The organism is Actinopolymorpha singaporensis (assembly GCF_900104745.1).
GTDB lineage: Bacteria > Actinomycetota > Actinomycetes > Propionibacteriales > Actinopolymorphaceae > Actinopolymorpha > Actinopolymorpha singaporensis.
Genome location: NZ_LT629732.1, coordinates 2938791 through 2959863, shown reverse-complemented (window position 1 = coordinate 2959863; position 21073 = coordinate 2938791). Strand labels below are relative to the sequence as shown.

Annotated in this window: 15 protein-coding genes; all 15 read right to left on the bottom strand. The window is 70.2% G+C overall.

Annotation, left to right across the window (positions count from 1 at the left end):
- Positions 1-557: 557 nt before the first annotated feature.
- The 15 genes from BLU27_RS13440 to rplJ all read right to left on the bottom strand — a co-directional run bounded on the left by BLU27_RS13440 (position 558) and on the right by rplJ (position 20896).
- Positions 558-4436 (bottom strand): DNA-directed RNA polymerase subunit beta', encoded by a 3879-nt coding sequence (locus tag BLU27_RS13440; RefSeq protein ID WP_092653793.1) that lies wholly within the window; start codon positions 4434-4436, stop codon positions 558-560.
- Positions 4437-4527: 91 nt separating this feature from the next.
- Positions 4528-7932: a DNA-directed RNA polymerase subunit beta gene (gene rpoB / locus BLU27_RS13435; protein WP_422386102.1), complete on the bottom strand. Its 3405-nt coding sequence runs from the start codon at positions 7930-7932 to the stop codon at positions 4528-4530.
- 384 nt (positions 7933-8316) lie between these two features.
- A complete protein-coding gene (locus tag BLU27_RS13430; RefSeq protein WP_092653789.1) occupies positions 8317-8874 on the bottom strand; it encodes a hypothetical protein in 558 nt (185 codons plus the stop codon).
- Between the two features lie 78 nt (positions 8875-8952).
- On the bottom strand, positions 8953-9591 hold the full coding sequence (locus tag BLU27_RS13425; RefSeq protein WP_157728519.1) for a hypothetical protein: 639 nt from the start codon (positions 9589-9591) through the stop codon (positions 8953-8955).
- A complete protein-coding gene (locus tag BLU27_RS13420) occupies positions 9561-10886 on the bottom strand; it encodes an MCE family protein (protein ID WP_092653785.1) in 1326 nt (441 codons plus the stop codon). The genes BLU27_RS13425 and BLU27_RS13420 overlap by 31 nt, the downstream gene beginning before the upstream one ends.
- Positions 10883-12196 (bottom strand): MCE family protein, encoded by a 1314-nt coding sequence (locus BLU27_RS13415; protein ID WP_092653784.1) that lies wholly within the window; start codon positions 12194-12196, stop codon positions 10883-10885. The genes BLU27_RS13420 and BLU27_RS13415 overlap by 4 nt, the downstream gene beginning before the upstream one ends.
- Positions 12193-13419: an MCE family protein gene (locus BLU27_RS13410; protein WP_092653782.1), complete on the bottom strand. Its 1227-nt coding sequence runs from the start codon at positions 13417-13419 to the stop codon at positions 12193-12195. Before BLU27_RS13410 ends, BLU27_RS13415 begins: the two co-directional genes overlap by 4 nt.
- Positions 13416-14498, bottom strand: coding sequence for an MCE family protein (locus tag BLU27_RS13405; protein WP_241827951.1), 1083 nt, complete (start codon positions 14496-14498; stop codon positions 13416-13418). The genes BLU27_RS13410 and BLU27_RS13405 overlap by 4 nt, the downstream gene beginning before the upstream one ends.
- Positions 14458-15552, bottom strand: a complete 1095-nt coding sequence (locus BLU27_RS13400; protein WP_092653780.1) for an MCE family protein — start codon at positions 15550-15552, stop codon at positions 14458-14460. Before BLU27_RS13400 ends, BLU27_RS13405 begins: the two co-directional genes overlap by 41 nt.
- Positions 15549-17000, bottom strand: a complete 1452-nt coding sequence (locus tag BLU27_RS13395; protein WP_092653778.1) for an MCE family protein — start codon at positions 16998-17000, stop codon at positions 15549-15551. Before BLU27_RS13395 ends, BLU27_RS13400 begins: the two co-directional genes overlap by 4 nt.
- A gap of 3 nt (positions 17001-17003) precedes the next feature.
- Positions 17004-17810, bottom strand: coding sequence for an MlaE family ABC transporter permease (locus BLU27_RS13390; RefSeq protein WP_241827950.1), 807 nt, complete (start codon positions 17808-17810; stop codon positions 17004-17006).
- Position 17811: 1 nt separating this feature from the next.
- A complete protein-coding gene (locus BLU27_RS13385; protein WP_092653774.1) occupies positions 17812-18585 on the bottom strand; it encodes an MlaE family ABC transporter permease in 774 nt (257 codons plus the stop codon).
- The gene (locus BLU27_RS13380) at positions 18582-19610 is read right to left on the bottom strand and encodes an ABC transporter ATP-binding protein (RefSeq protein ID WP_092653772.1); all 1029 of its coding nucleotides are present in this window, start codon (positions 19608-19610) and stop codon (positions 18582-18584) included. The genes BLU27_RS13385 and BLU27_RS13380 overlap by 4 nt, the downstream gene beginning before the upstream one ends.
- 225 nt (positions 19611-19835) lie before the next feature.
- Positions 19836-20222 carry a 50S ribosomal protein L7/L12 gene (gene rplL, locus BLU27_RS13375; protein WP_092653770.1) on the bottom strand — a complete coding sequence of 129 codons (387 nt, stop codon included), beginning with the start codon at positions 20220-20222 and terminating at the stop codon, positions 19836-19838.
- A gap of 53 nt (positions 20223-20275) precedes the next feature.
- Positions 20276-20896: a 50S ribosomal protein L10 gene (gene rplJ, locus BLU27_RS13370; RefSeq protein ID WP_092653768.1), complete on the bottom strand. Its 621-nt coding sequence runs from the start codon at positions 20894-20896 to the stop codon at positions 20276-20278.
- Between the last annotated feature and the right edge of the window lie 177 nt (positions 20897-21073).

Here is a 21073-nt window from a genome sequence, read left to right as displayed (position 1 = left end):
GCGACGTCTCCTGGCTCACCGCGCGACCCCCGCGGTCGGGTGTGTCGCCGCGGAGCCCAGTCGCCGAGATCATCTCGAACGACGGGATCTGAAGACCTCACGCACGCCCGTCAAGGGCACACATGAATGCCCAGCTACAGCCAGGCACGACGTCGAACATTACCCGCATGACCCTCGAAGGTCAAAACGGATCGTTCCCGGCCCCGTCGCACACCCTACACACCCGGGGAATGCTACGCGCCGCCCGCCGCGCCGAGCCGACCGGCCCCTTCTCGTCAGCCGGACGGACGGACTGGGGCAGGACCTGCACTGACCGGCGGGCGGGCGGCTCAGCTTGTCGACCGGGCGGGCTACTCGGCAATCAGTGCGTCTGTCAGTCGTCGCGGGCGGCCGTCCGGCCCTTCAGGAGAGCCCGGACGCCGCCCGCGGCGTCGTACTGGCGATTCTGCTGCTGCGCATTGGGACCAAACCCCGCCGAAACGGGGCCGAGACCTCGACGAAACACGGACCCGAGCTGTCCGACCCGGCCCTCGGCCGGGCCGGACAGCTCGAACGGGTCAGCTGGTGTAGCCGCCGAAGTCGAAGTCCTCCAGGCGGACCGCTTCGCCGGAGCCCGCGCCGAACGAGTAGTCGGCGTCGTAGCCCTCGTAGCCCACCATGGAGTACATCGCTGCCTTCGCCTCCTCGGTCGGCTCCACCCGGATGTTGCGGTAACGGTCCATGCCGGTACCAGCCGGGATGAGCTTTCCGATGATGACGTTCTCCTTCAGACCCCGCAGCGAGTCGCTCTTGCCGTTGATCGCGGCCTCCGTGAGGACCTTGGTGGTCTCCTGGAAGGACGCGGCCGACAGCCACGAGTCGGTCGCAAGCGACGCCTTGGTGATACCCATGAGCACCGGACGACCGGAGGCCGGCGTGCCGCCTTCGGCGACGACGCGACGGTTCTCCTCCTCGAACCGGATCCGCTCGGCCAGCTCGCCGGGAAGGAGTTCGGAGTCGCCCGACTCGATCACGGTGACCCGTCGCAGCATCTGCCGGACGATCGTCTCGATGTGCTTGTCGTGGATTGCCACACCCTGCGAGCGGTAGACCTCCTGGACCTCGTCCACGAGGTGCTGCTGGACGGCGCGCATACCCAGGACGCGGAGCACGTCCTGCGGGTCGGGCGTACCGTGCGTGAGCTGCTGGCCCACCTCGACGTGGGTGCCTTCCTCGACGAGCAGGCGGGAACGCTTGGAGACGGGGTAGGCCTTCTCCTCGCTGCCGTCGTCGGGGATGACCACGATCTTGCGGCTCTTCTCGGAGTCCTCGATCCGAACCCGGCCCGAGACCTCCGCGATGGGCGCCTTCCCCTTGGGCTGGCGCGCCTCGAACAGCTCGACCACCCGGGGCAGACCGTGCGTGATGTCCTCACCCGCGACACCGCCGGTGTGGAACGTACGCATGGTCAGCTGGGTACCCGGCTCACCGATCGACTGGGCGGCGATGATGCCGACCGCCTCACCGATGTCGACGAGTTTGCCGCTCGCCAGGGACCGGCCGTAGCAGGCCGCACAGGCGCCGACCCGCGAGTCGCAGGTGAGGACGCTGCGAACCCGCAGCTGCTCGACGCCGGCCTTGACCAGCTGGTCGATCACCTGGTCCCCCAGGTCGGTGCCGGCCGGAGCCGCCACCTGGCCGTCGGAACCGATCGCGTCCTCGGCCAGCACGCGTGCGTAGACCGAGGTCTCGACGTTCTCCTCCTTGCGGAGGGTCCCGTCGGGCTGGCGGGTGGCGATCCGCTTGATCAGGCCGCGCTCGCTGCCGCAGTCGTCCTCGCGGACGATCACGTCCTGGCTCACGTCGACCAGCCGGCGGGTGAGGTAACCCGAGTCCGCCGTCCGCAGCGCCGTGTCGGCCAGACCCTTGCGGGCGCCGTGCGTGGCGATGAAGAACTCCACGACGGACAGGCCTTCACGGTAGTTGGACTTGATCGGACGCGGGATGATCTCGCCCTTGGGGTTGGCCACCAGACCACGCATCGCCGCGATCTGCCGGACCTGCATCATGTTTCCGCGGGCACCGGAGTGCACCATCATGTAGATGGGGTTGATCTTGTCGAACCCCTCCTCCATCTCGCGGTGCACCTCGTTGGTCGCCTGCGTCCAGATCTCGATGAGCTCCTGGCGACGCTCGTCGTCGGTGATCAGGCCACGCTCGAACTGCTTCTGGACCCGGGCGTCCTTCTCCTCGTAACCCGCGAGGATCTCCGGCTTGCGCGCCGGCGTGATGACGTCCCCGATGGAGATCGTCACGCCGGAACGGGTCGCCCAGCGGAACCCGACGTCCTTCAGGCCGTCCAGGCACGCCGCCACGTCGACCTTGGGGTAGCGCTCCGCGAGGTCGTTGACGATCACGCCGAGCTGCTTCTTGCCGACCTCGTAGTCGACGTACGGGTAGTCGGCGGGCAGCACCTCGTTGAACAGCGCCAGGCCGAGCGTGGTGTCGAGGATGATCGGCTGACCGGGCTCCCAGCCCTCGGGCAGGGTGGCGCCGGGCGGCGGAACGATGTCCTTGAGCCGGATCTTGATCCGGCTCTGGATCGCGATCTCGCCCCGCTCGAACGCCATCATCGCCTCGGCCACCGAACCGAACGCGCGTCCCTCGCCGGGCAGGTTGTCCCGGGCCATGGTGAGGAAGAAGATGCCGATGATCATGTCCTGCGTCGGCATCGTCACCGGCCGGCCGTCGGCCGGCTTGAGGATGTTGTTGGTCGAGAGCATCAGGATCCGGGCCTCGGCCTGCGCCTCGGCCGACAGCGGCAGGTGCACCGCCATCTGGTCACCGTCGAAGTCGGCGTTGAACGCCGTACACACGAGCGGGTGGATCTGGATCGCCTTGCCCTCGATCAGCTGCGGCTCGAACGCCTGGATGCCGAGCCGGTGCAGCGTCGGCGCCCGGTTGAGCAGGACCGGGTGCTCGGCGATGACCTCCTCGAGCACGTCCCAGACCACGGGACGGGCACGCTCGACCATCCGCTTGGCGCTCTTGATGTTCTGGGCGTGGTTGAGGTCGACCAGCCGCTTCATCACGAACGGCTTGAAGAGCTCGATCGCCATGCCCTTCGGCAGGCCGCACTGGTGCAGCTTCAGCTGCGGGCCGACCACGATGACCGAACGGCCGGAGTAGTCGACGCGCTTACCGAGGAGGTTCTGGCGGAACCGGCCCTGCTTGCCCTTGAGCATGTCGGACAGCGACTTCAGCGGACGGTTGCCCGGCCCGGTGACCGGACGGCCGCGGCGGCCGTTGTCGAACAGCGCGTCGACGGCCTCCTGCAGCATCCGCTTCTCGTTGTTGACGATGATCTCGGGCGCACCGAGGTCGAGCAGTCGCTTGAGGCGGTTGTTCCGGTTGATCACCCGGCGGTAGAGGTCGTTCAGGTCGCTCGTCGCGAACCGGCCACCGTCGAGCTGCACCATCGGGCGCAGGTCCGGCGGGATGACCGGCACGCAGTCGAGCACCATGCCCAGCGGGTTGTTGTTGGTGGTCAGGAACGCCGAGACGACCTTGAGCCGCTTCAGGGCACGGGTCTTCTTCTGTCCCTTCCCGCTGCGGATGATCTCCCGCAGGTTGATCGCCTCGGCCTGGAGGTCGAACGACTCCAGCCGCTCCTTGATCGCCGCGGCGCCCATGTTGCCGGAGAAGTACTTGCCGAACCGGGAGCGCATCTCGCGGTAGAGGATCTCGTCGCCCTCGAGGTCTTGGACCTTGAGGTTCTTGAACCGCGTCCAGACCTCCTCGAGACGGTCCAGCTCACGCTGGCTACGGTCACGGGTCTGGCGGATCTCGCGCTCGGCGGCCTCCTTGACCTTGCGGCGCGCGTCGGCCTTGGCGCCCTCGGCCTCGAGCTGGGCGAGGTCCTCTTCCAGCTTCTTCATCCGCGTCTCGACGTCGTTGTCGCGGCGCTGCTCGATCTGCTTGCGCTCGACGTCGATCCGCGCCTCCAGCGAGGGCAGGTCGCGGGACCGGGCCTCGTCGTCGACCCGGGTGATCATGTACGCCGCGAAGTAGATGACCTTCTCGAGGTCCTTGGGGGCAAGGTCGAGCAGGTAGCCGAGACGGCTCGGCACGCCCTTGAAGTACCAGATGTGGGTGACCGGCGCGGCCAGCTCGATGTGGCCCATCCGCTCACGCCGCACCTTGGTGCGGGTGACCTCGACGCCGCAGCGCTCGCAGATGATGCCCTTGAAGCGGACACGCTTGTACTTACCGCAGTAGCACTCCCAGTCGCGGGTCGGCCCGAAGATCTTCTCGCAGAAGAGGCCGTCCTTCTCGGGCTTGAGCGTGCGGTAGTTGATGGTCTCCGGCTTCTTCACCTCTCCGTGTGACCACTGCCGGATGTCGTCGACCGTCGCAAGGCCGATTCGAAGCTCGTCGAAGAAGTTGACGTCGAGCACTGTGTTCTCGAACCCCTTAGTTGTTGAAGGCCTACTCAGATTCGGGGTGAGCGGGTGCGGCCGGGGTCACCGACCGCACCCACACGTCACCTCAGACTTCCTCGACGCTGCTCGGCTCCTGCCGGGTCAGGTCGATTCCGAGTTCCTCCGCGGCGCGGAAGACGTCCTCCTCGCTGTCGCGCATCTCCACGGCCATGCCGTCGCTGGAGAGCACTTCGACGTTGAGGCAGAGCGCCTGCATTTCCTTGACGAGCACCTTGAACGACTCCGGGATACCCGGTTCAGGGATGTTCTCGCCCTTGACGACTGCTTCGTAGACCTTGACCCGGCCTGTCACGTCGTCGGACTTGATGGTGAGGAGCTCCTGCAGCGCGAACGCCGCGCCGTAGGCCTCCAGTGCCCAGACCTCCATCTCACCGAAGCGCTGACCACCGAACTGCGCCTTACCACCCAGTGGCTGCTGGGTGATCATGGAGTACGGGCCGGTCGACCGCGAGTGGATCTTGTCGTCGACCAGGTGGTTGAGCTTCAGCATGTAGATGTAGCCGACCGCCACCGGCTCCGGGAACGGCTCGCCGCTGCGGCCGTCTAGCAGCCGCGCCTTGCCGTCCGAGCCGACCATGCGGACGCCGTCCCGGTTGGGGAACGTCGAGGCGAGCAGGCCGGTGATCTCCTCCTCGCGGGCGCCGTCGAATACCGGGGTCGCGACGTTGGTGCCAGGCTCCGCCTCGCCGGCACCGATGCCGGCCAGCCGGGTCTTCCACTCCTCGTCGTCGCCCTCGACCTGCCAGCCGGCCTTCGCGACCCACCCGAGGTGGGTCTCGAGGACCTGGCCGACGTTCATCCGGCCCGGCACGCCGAGCGGGTTCAGGATGATGTCGACGGGGGTGCCGTCCTCGAGGAACGGCATGTCCTCGACGGGCAGGATCTTGGCGATCACACCCTTGTTCCCGTGCCGGCCGGCGAGCTTGTCACCGTCCTGCACCTTGCGCTTCTGGGCCACGTCGACCCGGACCAGCTGGTTGACGCCCGGCGGGAGCTCGTCGCCTTCCTCGCGGTCGAAGACGCGGACACCGATGACCGTGCCGCTCTCGCCGTGCGGAACCTTCAGCGACGTGTCGCGGACCTCGCGGGCCTTCTCACCGAAGATCGCCCGGAGCAGCCGCTCCTCCGGCGTCAGCTCGGTCTCGCCCTTGGGCGTGACCTTGCCGACGATGATGTCGCCGGGGACGACCTCGGCACCGATCCGGATGATGCCCCGCTCGTCGAGGTCGGCCAGCATCTCCTCGGAGACGTTCGGGATGTCCCGGGTGATCTCCTCCGGCCCCAGCTTGGTGTCGCGGGCGTCGACCTCGTGCCGATCGATGTGGATCGAGGTGAGGACGTCCTCCTGGACGATCCGCTGGGACAGGATGATCGCGTCCTCGTAGTTGTGGCCCTGCCACGACATGAACGCGACGAGGAGGTTGCGACCGAGCGCCATCTCGGCGTTGTCGGTGCACGGTCCGTCGGCGATCACCGAACCGACCTCCACCCGGTCTCCCTCGGAGACGAGCGGACGCTGGTTGATGTTGGTGCCCGCGTTGGACCGCCGGAACTTCGCCAGCCGGTACGTCTGGTACGTACCGTCGTCGCAGGCGACCTCCACGAAGTCGGCGCAGGCCTCACGGACCACACCGGCCTTCTCGGCGGTCACGACGTCACCGGCGTCGACGGCGGCGCGGTACTCCATGCCGGTGCCGACGAGCGGCGCCTCGGAACGGATCAGCGGCACCGCCTGGCGCTGCATGTTGGAACCCATCAGCGCACGGTTGGCGTCGTCGTGCTCGAGGAACGGGATCATCGCCGTGGCGACCGACACCATCTGCCGGGGCGAGACGTCCATGTACTGAACCTCGCCGCGGGCGATCGCGTCGACCTCACCGTGCCGCTTGCGGACCAGCACGCGGTCCTCGGCGAAGGTTCCGTCGTCGTTCAGCACCGCGTTGGCCTGGGCGATGACGTAGCGGTCCTCCTCGTCGGCGGTGAGGTACTCCACCTCGTCGGTGACCCGGCCGTCGACGACCTTGCGGTAGGGCGTCTCCACGAACCCGAACGGGTTGACCCGGCCGTAGGTGGCGAGCGACCCGATCAGACCGATGTTCGGCCCTTCCGGCGTCTCCACCGGGCACATCCGGCCGTAGTGGGAGTGGTGGACGTCGCGAACCTCCATGCCGGCCCGGTCACGGGACAGACCGCCGGGGCCCAGAGCCGAGAAGCGACGCTTGTGCGTCAGCCCGGCGACCGGGTTGGTCTGGTCCATGAACTGGCTGGACTGGGAGGTGCCGAAGAACTCCTTCAGCGCCGCCACCACCGGACGGATGTTGATCAGGGTCTGCGGCGTGATCGCCTCGACGTCCTGGGTCGTCATCCGCTCGCGGACCACCCGCTCCATCCGGGCCAGGCCCGTGCGGAGCTGGTTCTGGATCAGCTCGCCGACCGTGCGCACCCGGCGGTTGCCGAAGTGGTCGATGTCGTCGTCCTCGACGACGATCTGACCCTGCGGCGCGTCGAGCTCCGTCCGGCCCTCGTGCAGCGCGACGAGGTAGCGGATCGTGGCCACGATGTCGTCGATGGTGAGCACCGACTGGTCGTGCGGCAGCGTCAACCCGAGCTTCTTGTTGATCTTGTGCCGGCCGACCTTGGCGAGGTCGTACCGCTTCGGGTTGAAGTAGTAGTTCTCCAGCAGCGCCTGCGCCGCCTCCCGCGTGGGGGGCTCGCCGGGCCGCAGCTTGCGGTAGATGTCGAGCAGCGCGTCGTCCTGGCCGGAGGTGTGGTCCTTCTCCAGCGTGAGACGCATCGACTCGTAGTCGCCGAACTCCTCCAGGATCTGCGCGTCGGTCCAGCCGAGCGCCTTGAGGAGGACGGTGACGTTCTGCTTGCGCTTACGGTCGAGGCGGACACCGACGGTGTCCCGCTTGTCGACCTCGAACTCCAGCCAGGCACCCCGCGAGGGGATCATCTTGGCTGTGAAAACGTCCTTGTCGCTCGTCTTGTCGAGCGTGCGCTCGAAGTAGACACCGGGCGAACGGACGAGCTGGCTGACCACGACACGCTCGGTGCCGTTGATCACGAACGTTCCCTTGTCGGTCATGAGCGGGAAGTCGCCCATGAACACCGTCTGGGACTTGATCTCGCCGGTCTCGTTGTTCATGAACTCGGCGGTGACGAACAACGGGGCCGCGTAGGTGAAGTCGCGGTCCTTGCACTCGTCGACGGAGTTCTTCGGCGGCTCGAACCGGTGATCGCGGAACGAGAGGGACATCGTCCCCGAGAAGTCCTCGATCGGGGAGATCTCCTCGAAGATCTCCTCCAGACCGGACCGGTCGGGAACGTCGTGACGGCCCTCTTCGAGGGCCTTCTCCGCGCGGGCCTGCCACCGCTCGTTGCCGACCAGGGTGTCGAAGCTCTCGACCTGCAACGCGAGCAGGTCGGGAACCTCGGCGGGTTCCTTGATCTTGGCGAACGAGACGCGGTGTGGCGCGGCGACGCGATCGGAGGTGGACGGGCGGGCGGACGTGGTGGACGCAGTGGAACGCGAAGCGGCCAAGAGGGGTCCTTCCGAGGCTTGCGGACTCGTCTCTCACATGCCGGACCGACCTCAGGGTGAACCCAGGCACGGTCGGAAGGCAGGGCAAAGCGACAGTGTAGCCCGCTGGCGCACTGCTGTCTAGTACCTCGGATTACGCGGAGAATTCGCCACCGAAGCTCCATCGCCATCGGCGAGCTCTTGCGCGGCCGGGCCCCCCGCACGGCCTCCCCGGAAGCATGGACCGAGTGCGAGGCCGAGTCAAGGAGGCAACGGCCGGTTTGGCGATCTTTCCCGGGACGAACCGGCAGATCACAGGCCCGTCATCCCGCTGACCAGCCACCGGTCGCCCACCCGGCGCATGGTCATTCGGACGCGGTTGAGGTCGGTCCGGGGCCCGGCCGTCCGGTTGCTGGTGGTGGTCTGGTTGACGAAGAGCAGCGTGACCACCTGGTCGGGGGTCGCGGACATCACGGACACCGACCTCACCTCAGCGACCACGACCGCGTGGGTCTGGGTCGCGGTCGGCCTGACCAGGGTCGTGACGGTCTGGGTGTACTTGTTCCGGAAATCACCGGTCAGCAGGGCCCGCGACCGGCCGAAGTCGGAGTCGAGCCGACGGTAGTCGTAGCCGAGCACGACCTGCGCCGCGGTCCGGGCGGCGCTCGACGCCCCGGTCCGGGCCGACTCCACCTCCCCCGCCACCTTCGCGCGGTAGCCGAGGACCGCGGTCGCGGCCAGTACGACGGCCACGGCAGCGGCGAGGACGGCGACCGGCCAGGTGCGCCGCGGGGGCGCCGCCCCCGTACTCGTCGCCGTGCTCGGGTCGGTCGCGTTCGGCTCCGTCGCGTTCGTGTCGGTCGCGCTCATCGTTCGGTACTCCTGCTCTCCCCGTCCCGTGCCATCTCGCCCGCTCTCGGCGGTTCTTCTGGTCCTCGGCCCTCACACTCAGCCGACGAACTGCAGCTCGACCACCCGCCAGCCCGTCTTCTCCCGGCTGAGGTCGAGCTGGAGCCGGTACGTCCGAAGCTGGGGTTTGCCGGCGCCGACGTGCGTCACCTCGGCGTCGGCAACGACCATCACCCGGGCGGAGTCCTGGTCGAAGCTGGTGATCCCGGCCTCGAGGATCCGGCCGCGAGACACGGTGCGGTTCTGGGTGACCAGGGTCCGCAGCCGCCTGGCCGCGTGGGAGTACTGGCTGCGGAAGTCGCCCGAGGCGAGTTCCAGCACCTCACCCGACTGCCGGTCGAACTTCCGGTAGTCCACGGTGGTGAAGTCGGCCACCAGCTGGCGCGCCGTGTGCAGGGCCTGTGCGCGTGAGCGGTCCTCCTCGTGCGCGGCGAGGACCCGCGAGCCGAGGAAGCCGGCGGCCACCAGTCCGGCGAGGAGCAGAGCCGCGAGTGCGGCGACGAGCGGACCGAGCGGCCGCGGCCGGGCCGGGGCGTCCACCGGGCCGTCCACCGGGCCGTCGACGGGGCCGTCCACAGGGCCGTCGACGGGGGCGTCCATCGTGCCGTCGGCCGAGTCGTCGGGCGGCGTCCCGTCCAGCACGTTCGTCATCGCGTCATCGGTCCGATCAACAGCCATTTCCACGACTCCTTTCCGAAGGCACGTTGCTCTCCCCCGAGTGAGCCGATCCGGGCCGGTTCTCCCCCTGGAAGCCGGACCACTCCGGTCGACGGGTCGTACGCCGCCGGCCGCACACCTGACCGCGCAGCCCCCGACCGCGCAGCCCCGGACCGCGGAGGCTCCGATCCCGTTCGGGGCTCACCGGCGCCGGCCCCCGGAGCGTTCTCGGCACCGCGCTCGGTGGTCGTCCGGTCCGTGCACCGCGCGTCGGTGTTCAGCGGTGTCCGTCCCAGGTCCTGCGGGCTCCGCCGCCTCGTTCCCTCATAGCCCTTCCGGCAGGCCCCGGGCGAGGTCGCGAGCTGGAGCCCGAAGTGCGCGGTGTAGTGGCTGCTGCCGGGGTCACGGGCGACCACCGTGTAGCCGCCGCGGACGACGTAGGGGTAGAGGATCAGCGCCTGCTGGACTCCCCGCAGCCGGACCCGGACGAGCTGCCCCGTGCTCGCGAGGTTGGCCAGGAGTACGGGCACGTCACCGGCGTTCTCGTCCACCAGGCCCTGCACCTGCTCGGCGGTCAGGACGCCAGACGCCAGCACCTCACGGACGTCCGGGTCCGCCCGGACCAACGTGTCGGACAGGTCGGCGAGGTCGCCGGCGAAGCTCCTGATCGCGCTGCCCGAGTCCCGTTGCGTGTCCAGGACGGTCCCGCCGCGGTCGATCAGGTCGACGGTCTGGGCGAGGTTCGCGTCCGCGGTCTCGACCAGGGAGTTCCCCGCGTCGACCAGCCGGGACAGGTCCGGTCCGGTGCCGGCGAAGGCGGTCCCGAGTTCGTCCAGGACCGTCACCAGGTCCTTCTTCGGGACCGAGGACGCGAGCCGGTCCAGGTCGAGCAGCAGCGTCGTCGTGGGCAGTGGAGTCCGGGTGCCGGCGCGGGCGATCCGGGTGCCGTCGCGCAGATACGGTCCCTCGCGTCGCCGGGGCTGCAGGTCGACGTACTGCTCGCCGATCGCCGAACGGTTGGCGACCACGGCGAGGGTGTCGGCGGGTACGCGGGTGCCGTCGTCGAGGGTGAGCGCCACGTCGACGCCGGACCGGGTGGGGCGCAGCCGGTCGACCCGCCCGACGGCGACGCCGCGGTAGGTGACCTCCGCCCCGGTGAAGATCCCGCCGGCGTCGGCGAAGTCGGCGTGCACGACGTACGTCCCGCCGACCAGCGCCCGCCCGAGCCCGGCGTACCTGATCCCGGCGACGGCGGTACCCACCAGCGTCAGCGCCAGGAACACCACCAGCTGGATCCGGACGGTGCGGGTGATCACAGCACACCTCCGACGAGCAGCCGGCCGAGGTTGGCGTCGTACGCGGGTACGACGGACGCGGCGCCGTTCGCGCAGGTCAGCGGCGGCAGGCAGCCCGGCGCCGGACTCCTCGGGTGCGGCGCCGGCACCGTCGGCAGCGAGGTCGGCAGGGACGTCGGCACCGCGGTCGGCAGAGGAACCGTGGGCAGCGCCGTCGGGACCGGAACGGTCGGCAGGGCGGTCGGCGTCTTCGTGGGGAGCGGGACGCGAGGCAACGGGGGCGCAGGCGGCACCGGCGGAGGCGTACGACCGGACAGCAGGCCCTGCAGGTCGACGTCCAGGGACAGCTGGAGGTTGGTGTAGTCGCCGGCGACCGCGTTCGCCGTCGCGTCCGAGAACGGATAGGTGAACAGCAGCTGCAGTGACTTCGGCAGGCTGTCCCCCGCGCGGGCCAGCTCGGTGAGGATCGGGTCCAGCGCCTGCAGATTCGCCAGCAGGTCCTCGCGGGAGGAGACGATGACCCGGGCGCCCACGTCGCCGAGCCGGGACAGTTCCACCAGCATCCGGGTGAGGTCGCGGCGCTGGTCGGCGAGGACCTTCAGAGCGGCCGGCAGCTGGTCCACCGCCGCGGCCAGGGTGGTCTTCTGCGCGGCGAGCGACGCGGACAGCCGGTCCAGGTTGTCGATGGCCCGGGTGATCTCCTGCTTGTGGGCGTCGAGCTGTCCGAGGAAGGTGTCCAGCCTGGCCAGCAGCCGGCGTACGTCCGGTTCGCGCCCCGACATCGCCTTGTTCAGCTCGACCTCGATCGTCTTCAGCTGCGCGACGCCACCGCCGTTGAGCAGCAACGACAGCGCCGAGAGGACCTCTTCGACCTCGACGTCGCGGCCGGTTCGTGCGAGCGGGATCACGTCGCCGTCGCCGAGCCGTCCGTAGCCGGCCTGGTCCGCGGGCGGCGCCAGGGAGACGAACTTCTCCCCGAGCAGGCTCGTCTGGCGGATCCGCGCAGTGGCGTTGTCGGGCAGCCGCACCTTCCGGGCGAGCCGGAGGACGACCTCGGCGGTGTAGCCGTCCAGGTGGATCTTCTCCACCTCGCCGACTGTGACGTCGTCGACCTTCACCGCCGAGCGGGGCACCAGGTCGAGCACGTCCCGGAACCTCACCGTCACCTGGTAGGAGTCGCCGCCGGCCCCTCCGCCTCCGGGTAGAGGCAGGTCGTAGACGGTGAACCCGCAGCCGGTGAGCAGAACGCCGGCGAGGAGGAGTACGGCGGTCCGGCGTACGGTCGCGAACCCGGTCCGGCCGGGCCAGGCGCTCGTCGGCCAGGTGCTCATCGGAGGATCCCGCCGAGCGAGCGGTCGCTGGTGGGTGCGGGCTGCCCGGCGGTGCCGCCGGTCGCCGGGGCGCCCGGCACCTGCGGCAGCGGCAGGTCGTCGAGGACCCTGGTCAGGTCGTCGCACACCGACTTCGGCTGCCCCGACTGGCGCAGCAGCGCGCACAGGTAGGCGCCCGGGTCGTCGGTCTGGGCGAAGTTGTTGCGCGTGTCCAACGTGCCCGTCCGCGGGTTGTAGGTGTGGTCGAGGTTGGACAGTGCCACCGGTGCGGTGTCCAGCACCTCGCGCAGGGCGGCCTGTTGCCGTACGAGCGTCTTCGACAGCTCGGTGAGCCCGTGCACGTTGGCGCGCACCTCGGCGCGGTTGTCCCGGACGAACGCCGCCACGTCGGTGAGGGCCGCCGCGAGCTGGGCGAGCGCCGCCCGCAGGTCGCCCCGCTCCCCCGCGAGCTGGTCCGCGACGCCGGCCAGGTCGGTGTTGAACGCGCGTACCTGCGCGTCGCTGTCCGCCAGTGCGCCGGTGAACTCCTGCAGCTGGCGTACCGTCGCGAACAGGTCCTGCCGGCCGCCGGACAGCGTCTGGGTCGCGTCGGCGAGGTCGCCGATCGTGGCGTGCAGCTTCCCGCCCTGGCCCTGCAGGTTGTCCGCGCCCACGGTGAGCAGCCGGGACAGCGAGCCCTGCCGGTTGGCGCCGTTCGGGCCGAGCGCCACCACCAGGTCGTCCAGGCTCTGGTAGATGCGGTCGAGCTCGACAGGTACGGCGGTGCGCGGCAGCGCGATCTCCGCTCCGTCGGCGAGCACGGGCCCGCCGCGGTAGACCGGGGTGAGCTGGACGTACCGGTCGCTGACCACCGAGGGCGAGATCACCACCGCCCGGGCGTTCGCGGGCACCTTCTGCCTCGCGTCGTACGACATGTCCACCCGCACCGCGGTGCCCTCCGGCCGGACCCGGTCCACCCGGCCCACCGGTACGCCGAGGATGCGCACGTCGGAGCCTTCGTAGAGGCCGACCGTGCGCGGGAAGTGCGCGACCAGGTGCCTACGCGGCGCCTCCGGCCACACCGCGTAGGTGAGCCCGGCCACGGCGGCCAGGGCGAGCACGACGGCGACGGCCGGCCCGCGCTCACGAGCCCACTGCCGGCTGCGCGCCGGCGCTTTCGTCGTAGGCGCCGTACGCGCCGTCGATCGCAGCTTCGCGCGCAGCCTGGTGAGCACCCGGGTCATCGGCCGCCTCCGGGGACTCGGGGTGCGGCCGGAAGTGGCACGAGGTTCGGGATGTAGGTGTCGAACCACGGTCCGGTGCCGAGGGTGTTCGTGAACACCCGCAGGAACGGCGCCAGCAGCCGGATGCTGCGGTCCAGGCTGTCCTGGTTGGCCCGGAGCATGCCGACCACGGAGGCCAGCCGCTTCAACGCCGGTTCCAGCCGGGCCTGGTTGTCCGCCACCAGGCCGCTGATCTGCGCCGACAGCTCCTGCGCGGTGACCAGCAACTGGTGGATGAGCGCCCGCCGGGCGCGCACCTCACGCAGGACCAGGTCGCCGTCGCGGACCAGCGCGACGAGCTCGGTGTCGCGGTCGGCGAGGACCCGGGACACCTGGTTGGCGTGCGCGAGCAGCCGGTGCAGTTCCTCGTCACGTGAGGCGATGGTGCGCGACAGCCGGGACAGGCCGTCGAGGGAGCCGCGCACCTCCGCTGGCGTACCCGCGAACGTCGCGCTCAGCGTGTCCAGCGCGGTGGCGAGCTGGGCGGTGTCGATCCGGCCGGTGGTGGTGGCCAGGTCACTGAACGCCTCCACCACGTCGTACGGCGAGACCGTACGCGACTGCGGGATCTCCCTGGCCGGGTCCAGCCGGCCCGGCCCGGCCGGCACCAGGGAGAGGTACTTGCGGCCGAGCAGCGTGCGGATCCGGATCGCCGCGCCGGTGTCGCGTCCGAGCCGGACACGGTCGTCGGTGATCCGGAACTCCACCCGCACGTGCGACCCGGCGAGCTCGACCGCGCGGACGTGCCCGACCTTCACACCCGCGACCCGCACCTCGTCGTCCGCCCGGAGCCCACCCGCCTCGCCGAACCGCGCGGCGTACGTCGTACCGCCGCCGATCAGCGGCAGGTCGGCAGCGTGGAACGCGCCGTAGACCAGCGCGGCGAGCACCACCAGGCCCACCGCGCCGACGGTGGTGTAGTAGCGCGGCGTCCGGCCCCTCATCGCCGACCCGTTCGTCGTCGGCACCTCATCGTCCGGCCCCTCCTCGCCCGGCACCTCATCGTTGACACCTCGCGTCGGTGACGTGCAGGCCCGCACGGGGCAGCTCCTTGCCGGTGGGCAGCACGATCCGACCGTCGAAGTCGCAGAGGTAGAAGTTGAACCACGAGCCGTAGGTCGCGGTTCTGGTGAGCCGGTCGAGCTTGCCGGGCATCCGCCGCAGCGTCCGCTCCACCAGGGCGGAGTTGTCGTCCAGGGTTCCCGCCACCCTGCCGAGCTGGGTGACGTCGGTACGCAGGTCCGGGCGGGCGTCACGGAGAAGGCCCGCGGTCTGCCGGTTGAGGGTGACGATCGAGTCCAGCGAATCGCCGATGGCCTTGCGGTCCTCGGCCAGGCCGGACACGAACCGCTGCAGCTGGACCACCAGGGCGGACAGCTTCCGGTCGCGTTTCGCGACGGTGGCCAGCACCGTGTCGAGGTGGTCGATCAGGTCGCCGATCACCTTGTCCCGGTCGGCGAGGGTGCTGGTGAGGGACGCGGTGTGCGCGAGCAGGCTCTCCACCGTGCCGCCCTCGCCCTGCAGCACCTGGATGATCTCGTACGCCAACTGGTTGACGTCCTGCGGCGACAGCGCGGCGAACAGCGGCTTGAAGCCGTCGAAGAGCACCGTCAGGTCGAGCGCCGGGCGGGTCTGGGCGACCGGGATGGTGCCGCCGGCCGGCAACGGTGCGGCGCCGCCCGCCCCCTCCGACAGCGCCACGTAGCGCTGCCCGACGAGGTTGCGGAACCTGATCGTCGCCAGGACGCTGCGGGCGAGCACCTGGTCCGCGGCGACGGTGAACGTCAGCCGGGCCAGCGCGCCGCCGCCGCGTTCGGGCAGCACGTCCACCGCACGCACCTCGCCCACCCGGACACCGGCGATGCGTACGTCGTCGCCCTTCTCGACGCCGGTCACGTCGGTGAAGACTGCGTGGTACTCCCGGGACGCGCCGAGCCCGACGTTGGCGATGGTGACCGCCAGCAGTGCCGTGGCCAGCGTCGTCACCACGACGAACACGGCGAGCTTGGCCGCGGCGGCCGCCGTCGTACGGTCGGAGATCCTCGGGCGGATCCTCGGGCGGATCGTCTGGAGACGCAGGAACGAACGGCTCATCCGACGCTCACCTGCGTCCCACGGACCAGCGGGCCGTACAGCAGGGTGGTCACGTCGGGTACGTCGCCCGGCGGGATGCGCAGCACCGGCGCCACCAGGGCGTCGACCACCCGCTGTTCCCGGGCGGTGCCGGCGTACCCGCTGGACAGGTCGAACACCGGAGCCCGCGCCCCCGCTCCGGAGCCGGCCCCGGGACCTGACCCCGATCCGGACCCGCCGACCCCCTCCCGTACGCCGCTGCCCGGCGCCGGGTCGGCCTGGGAGTACGGCGGGTCCGGCAGCGAACGGCAGCCCGGCCCGCGGTCGTCGTCGTACGCCGGCCGGTCCTGCCGCCCGTAACCGCGGTGCTGGTCGACGACCTCCAGCGTGATGTGCAGCGCGGGCGCACTGCCCGGATAGTGCTCGCCGCCGCCGAACGCGTCGTCGATGCGGGGCACCCAGTTCGCCAGGCCCTCCAGCAGGCAGGAGTACTCCGGGGAGTACGTCGCCAGCAGGTCCAGCGTGGGCCGGCTCACCTCGCCGACCCGGATCAGGCCGGCCTCGTTGTCGGCCAGGAACCTCCGGGTGGACGCGCTGGTGCCGGCGAGGTCGGTGAGGAAGTCCTCCAGCACCCGTTGCTTGACCACGACGGTGCTCCCGGTCTTCGTGGCGTTGCGCAGCAGCCGCACCAGGTCGGGGGTCGCGTCGGCGTAGATGTCCGCGACGTCGGCGAGAGCGGACACGTCGTGGTTGAGCTGCGGCAGGTGCGGGTCGAGCCGGCCCAGGTAGGCGTCCAGCCGGGTGAGGTTGCCGCCGATCCGGTCACCGCGTCCCTCCAGCGCGGTGGCGAGCGCGGCCAGTGTCGCGTTCAGTTGGGCCGGGCGAAGGGTGCGCAGCAGCGGGTAGACGTCCTCGAGGACGGCGGCGAGTTCGATCGCCACACTCGACCGGTCCGGCCCGATCACGTCGCCGGCCGCGAGCCTGCGCGGAGACGGCCTGGCCGGCAGGACGAGTTCGACGTACTTCTCCCCGAACAACGTCTTCGGCACGATCCGGGCGGTCACGTTGGCCGGGATGGCGGCCAGGCTGTCCGGCGTCAGCGCGAGGTCGACCCGGGCCCGGCGGCCGTCGGACGCGACGTGGCGTACCTCGCCCACGATCAGGCCGCGGACCTTCACGTCCGCCTGCCGGTTGAGCTCCAGCCCCACGTGGTCGGTCTCCAGGGTCACCTCGGCCGTGTCGGTGAACGCCTGGGTGAAGAACGCGTACGTCAGGCCGCCGAAGCCCACCAGCAGGGCGAGGAAGACGATCCCCAGCGCCCGCGGCCCGAGCCGACCCGGCCGCCCGGGTCGCGCGGCCTGCCAGGGCCACCTCGACTGCCCAGGCTGCCGAGACTGCCCGGGCTGCCCGGGCCGACCCGAGCGCCCGGGCCGCCGGGTCACCTTCTCGAACTGTGTACGACCGGCCATCGCCTACCCCGCCAGCCGCACGGTCGTGCTCGCGCCCCAGATCGCCATCGACAGCGCCAAGTCGACGACGTTGATGACCACGATCGACGTACGCACCGCCCGGCCGACCGCCACGCCGACTCCCGCGGGGCCGCCGGTGGCGTGGTAGCCGTGGTAGCAGTGGATCGAGATGATCAGCACCGCGAATACCAGCACCTTTCCGAACGACCAGAGCACGTCGTGCGGCGGCAGGAACAGGTGGAAGTAGTGGTCGTAGGTCCCGGCGCTCTGGCCGTAGCCCGCGGTGACGACGAGCCGGGTCGCGAAGTACGACGAGAACAGCCCGACGACGTACAACGGAACGACCGCGAGCAGCCCGGCGACGATCCGCGTGCTGACGAGGAACGGCAGCGACGGGACGGCCATCACCTCCAGGGCGTCCACCTCCTCGCTGACCCGCATCGCGCCGAGCTGGGCGGTGAAGCCGCAGCCAACCGTCGCCGCCAGCGCGATGCCGGCGATCAGCGGCGCGATCTCGCGGGTGTTGAAGTACGCCGACACGAAGCCCGCGTAGGCGGAGGTGCCCAGTTGGTTGAGCGCGGCGTACCCCTGCAGGCCGACCTCGGTGCCGGTGAAGAACGCCAGGAACGCGATCACCCCGACCGTGCCGCCGACGACCGCCAGCGCTCCGGTGCCGAAGCTCACCTCGGCCAGCAGGCGTAGTACCTCCCGCCGGTAGCGGCGTACGGTCGCGGGGATCCAGCCGGCCGCCCGGAGGTAGAAGGCGAGCTGGTCACCGAGGGTGTCCAGGGCACGCAACGGAGCGCTCACCTCAGGCACCCTTCGGCGGGACGAGCTGGAAGTAGACCGCCTGCATCACGAAGTTCGCGAAGAACAGCAGCATGAAGGTGATCACCACGGTCTGGTTGACCGCGTCGCCGACGCCCTTCGGCCCGCCGCCGGCGGAAAGGCCCTTGTACGACGCGACCACCGCGGCGAGCAGGCCGAACACCAGCGCCTTGACCTCACCTGCCCACAGGTCCGGAAGCTGCGCCAGGGCGGTGAACGACGCGAGGTAGGCGCCCGGCGTACCTCCCTGCAGGACGACGTTGAAGACGTAGCCGCCGATCACGCCGACGACGCTCACCAGGCCGTTGAGGAAGACGGCGACGAACATCGCGGCGAGCACCCGGGGCACGACCAGCCGGTGCAGCGGGTCGATCCCGAGCACCCGCATCGCGTCGATCTCCTCCCGGATCGTGCGCGAACCGAGGTCGGCACAGATCGCCGAACCTCCCGCCCCGGCGATCAGCAGCGCCGTCGCGATCGGCGACGCCTCCCGGACCACGGCGAGCACCATCGCCGCCCCGGCGAACGACTGGGCACCAAACTGCCTGATCAGGCCGCCCACCTGCAAGGCGATGACGGCACCGAAGGGGATCGCCACCAGCGCCGTCGGCACGATCGTGACCCCGGCCAGGAACCACGCCTGGCGGACGAACTCCTGCCACTGGAAAGGTCGTCGCGGCAGCCCGCGCACGACGTCCAGTCCGAACGCGAACAGCCGGCCGCTCGCCTGCAGCGGTGCCGTCGGATGCCGGCTCACGGTCCGTCTCCCCCGGCAACCCCGGGCCCGGCCCCAGCCGGCGCGGCCGCCCCGGCCGAGGCGGGCACGGGCGACGCCGCGGACGAAGGGTCCGGCTCGAACGAACCCGGCGGCGGGGTCACGTCGTTGTCGGCACACCACTGCCCGGGCGGGCGCTGGCTGGGCCGAGGTTCACCGTTGGAAGGCCCGAGCTGGAGCGGGATCGGCGGGAGCGCCGCCAGCTCCACCCCGGCCGCCGCCTCGGCCGCGAGCTCGTCGGCGTCCTTCTCCTCCGACATGCCGATCGGGCCCACCCTTTGCGCGTTGAGGAACTGCCGTACGACGGGTTCCTGCGAGCACAGGCACATCTCCCGCGGACCGAACATCGCGAGGTGCCGGTGGTAGAGCAAGCCGATGTTGTCGGGCACCGTGCGGGCGGTGTTGATGTCGTGGGTGACGATGAGGAACGTCGCGCCGGTCTGCTGGTTGAGGTCGACGATCAACTGGTTGAGGTACGCCGTCCGCACCGGGTCCAGGCCGGAGTCCGGCTCGTCGAACAGGATGATCTCGGGGTCGAGTACGAGCGCCCTGGCGAGCCCGGCCCGCTTGCGCATCCCGCCGGAGATCTCGCCGGGCAGCTTGCGCTCCGCGCCGAGCAGCCCGACCATCTCGATCTTCGACATCACGATCGAACGGATCTCGTTCTCGGACCTGCGGGTGTGTTCGCGCAGCGGGAACGCCACGTTGTCGTAGAGGTTCATCGAGCCGAACAACGCGCCGTCCTGGAAGAGGACGCCGAAAAGTCTGCGGACGCGGTACAACTCCCGCTCCCGGCAGGTGGCGATGTCGTGGCCCTCGATGAGGATGTGGCCCCGGTCGGGTTTGAGCAGGCCGACCAGGCATTTCAGGAAGACCGACTTGCCCGTGCCGGAAGGCCCCAGCAGAACGCTGATCTCACCGGACGGAAGAGTGAGGCTGACGTCGCGCCAGACCGGCGCGCCCCCGAAGGACTTGGTGAGCCCGTCCACCCGGATCTCGACGCCCACCAGAACTCCTCACCGCCGGTCTGCGTGCGTACCGGCCGCCGCAGACCCCCCGGTGGCGGCGACCGATACACACGCCTCCTCAACGAGCCGGAGTCGGCGAGGTTACGGCCGTGCGGACGACAGAATGTGCGGTCCGCGGACGGGAAGAGGGCGGTCACCCAGGTGGGTGACCGCCCTCTGCACAGACAGACGACCGCGGTCGCGCGGACCGCGTGCGAACGTCCCTTACTTCAGGGTGACCTTGGCGCCAACAGCCTCGAGGGACTCCTTGGCCTTCTCCGCGGTCTCCTTGTTGGCCTTCTCCAGGACGGGCTTCGGCGCGCCCTCGACCAGGTCCTTGGCCTCCTTCAGGCCGAGGCTGGTGAGCGTGCGCACCTCCTTGATGACCTGGATCTTCTTGTCGCCGGCAGCCTCGAGGATGACGTCGAACTCGTCCTTCTCCTCCTCGGCCTCGGGCGCGGCACCGCCGGCCGCGGGGCCCGCCGCGACGGCGACCGGAGCGGCCGCGGTCACGCCGAAGGTGTCCTCGAACTGCTTGACGAACTCGCTGAGCTCGAGAAGCGTCATCTCCTTGAACGCGTCGAGCAGCTCGTCGTTGCTGAGCTTAGCCATGAGTGGCGTACCTTCCGTGTGTCGTGCAGTGGTGACGGTCAGTCCTGGTCAGGTCAGGACTCGCTGGACTCGCCGGCGTCCGACGCGTCGGAGCTGGCTTCCGGTGCGGCCTCGGCGTCGGCCTCGGAGGTGGTGTCGGCAGCGCCAGCGGCCGGGCCCTCCTCCTCGACCTTCTGACGCAGCGCCTCGGCGAGCCGGGCGGCCTGCGACAGCGGGGCCTGGAACAGCGAGGCGGCGCCCGAAAGCGACGCCAGCATCGCGCCCGCGAGCTTCGCGAGCAGGACCTCGCGGGACTCGAGGTCAGCGAGCTTGGTGATCTCGTCGACGGCGAGGGACCGGCCCTCGAGCACGCCGCCCTTGATGACGAGATTGGGGTTGGCCTTGGCGAAGTCACGCAGACCCTTGGCGACCTCGACCGGGTCGCCGCTGATGAACGCGATGGCCGAGGGGCCGACGAGAAGCTCGTCGGCGATCTCGACTCCCGCCTCCTTCGCCGCGATCCTGGTCAGCGTGTTCTTCACCACGGCGTAGTTGGCGTTGTCACCGATGGAGCGCCGCAGTTCCTGCAGCTGCTTCACGGTGAGTCCGCGATACTCGGTCAGGACCGCTCCGGCAGAGTCGCGGAACTGGTCCGTGAGCTCTGCGACGGCGGTTGCCTTGTCCGGCTTCGCCATGGATCTCCTTCCTCGGGGTGGCCTGCGACCGCGGCCCGGGAGGAAACCCGCAGAATGCGAAAAGCCCCGTACGCACGCGTACGGGGCGAACACGAACTCGAGGGCCAGGACTCCGCTCGCGGTGGACCGCGACCCGGAAACCCGATCTTGACTTCGTTGCCACGTGACGCCTGCGCG

What these genes read in the sequence shown, in the direction of transcription:
- BLU27_RS13415 (WP_092653784.1), bottom strand. Translation starts at nt 12,196, where the DNA reads ATGAGCACCTGGCCGACGAGCGCCTGGCCCGGCCGGACCGGGTTCGCG.
- BLU27_RS13400 (WP_092653780.1), bottom strand. Translation starts at nt 15,552, where the DNA reads ATGAGCCGTTCGTTCCTGCGTCTCCAGACGATCCGCCCGAGGATCCGC.
- rplL (WP_092653770.1), bottom strand. Translation starts at nt 20,222, where the DNA reads ATGGCTAAGCTCAGCAACGACGAGCTGCTCGACGCGTTCAAGGAGATG.
- BLU27_RS13430 (WP_092653789.1), bottom strand. Translation starts at nt 8,874, where the DNA reads ATGAGCGCGACCGACACGAACGCGACGGAGCCGAACGCGACCGACCCG.
- rplJ (WP_092653768.1), bottom strand. Translation starts at nt 20,896, where the DNA reads ATGGCGAAGCCGGACAAGGCAACCGCCGTCGCAGAGCTCACGGACCAG.
- BLU27_RS13425 (WP_157728519.1), bottom strand. Translation starts at nt 9,591, where the DNA reads ATGGCTGTTGATCGGACCGATGACGCGATGACGAACGTGCTGGACGGG.
- BLU27_RS13395 (WP_092653778.1), bottom strand. Translation starts at nt 17,000, where the DNA reads ATGGCCGGTCGTACACAGTTCGAGAAGGTGACCCGGCGGCCCGGGCGC.
- BLU27_RS13410 (WP_092653782.1), bottom strand. Translation starts at nt 13,419, where the DNA reads ATGACCCGGGTGCTCACCAGGCTGCGCGCGAAGCTGCGATCGACGGCG.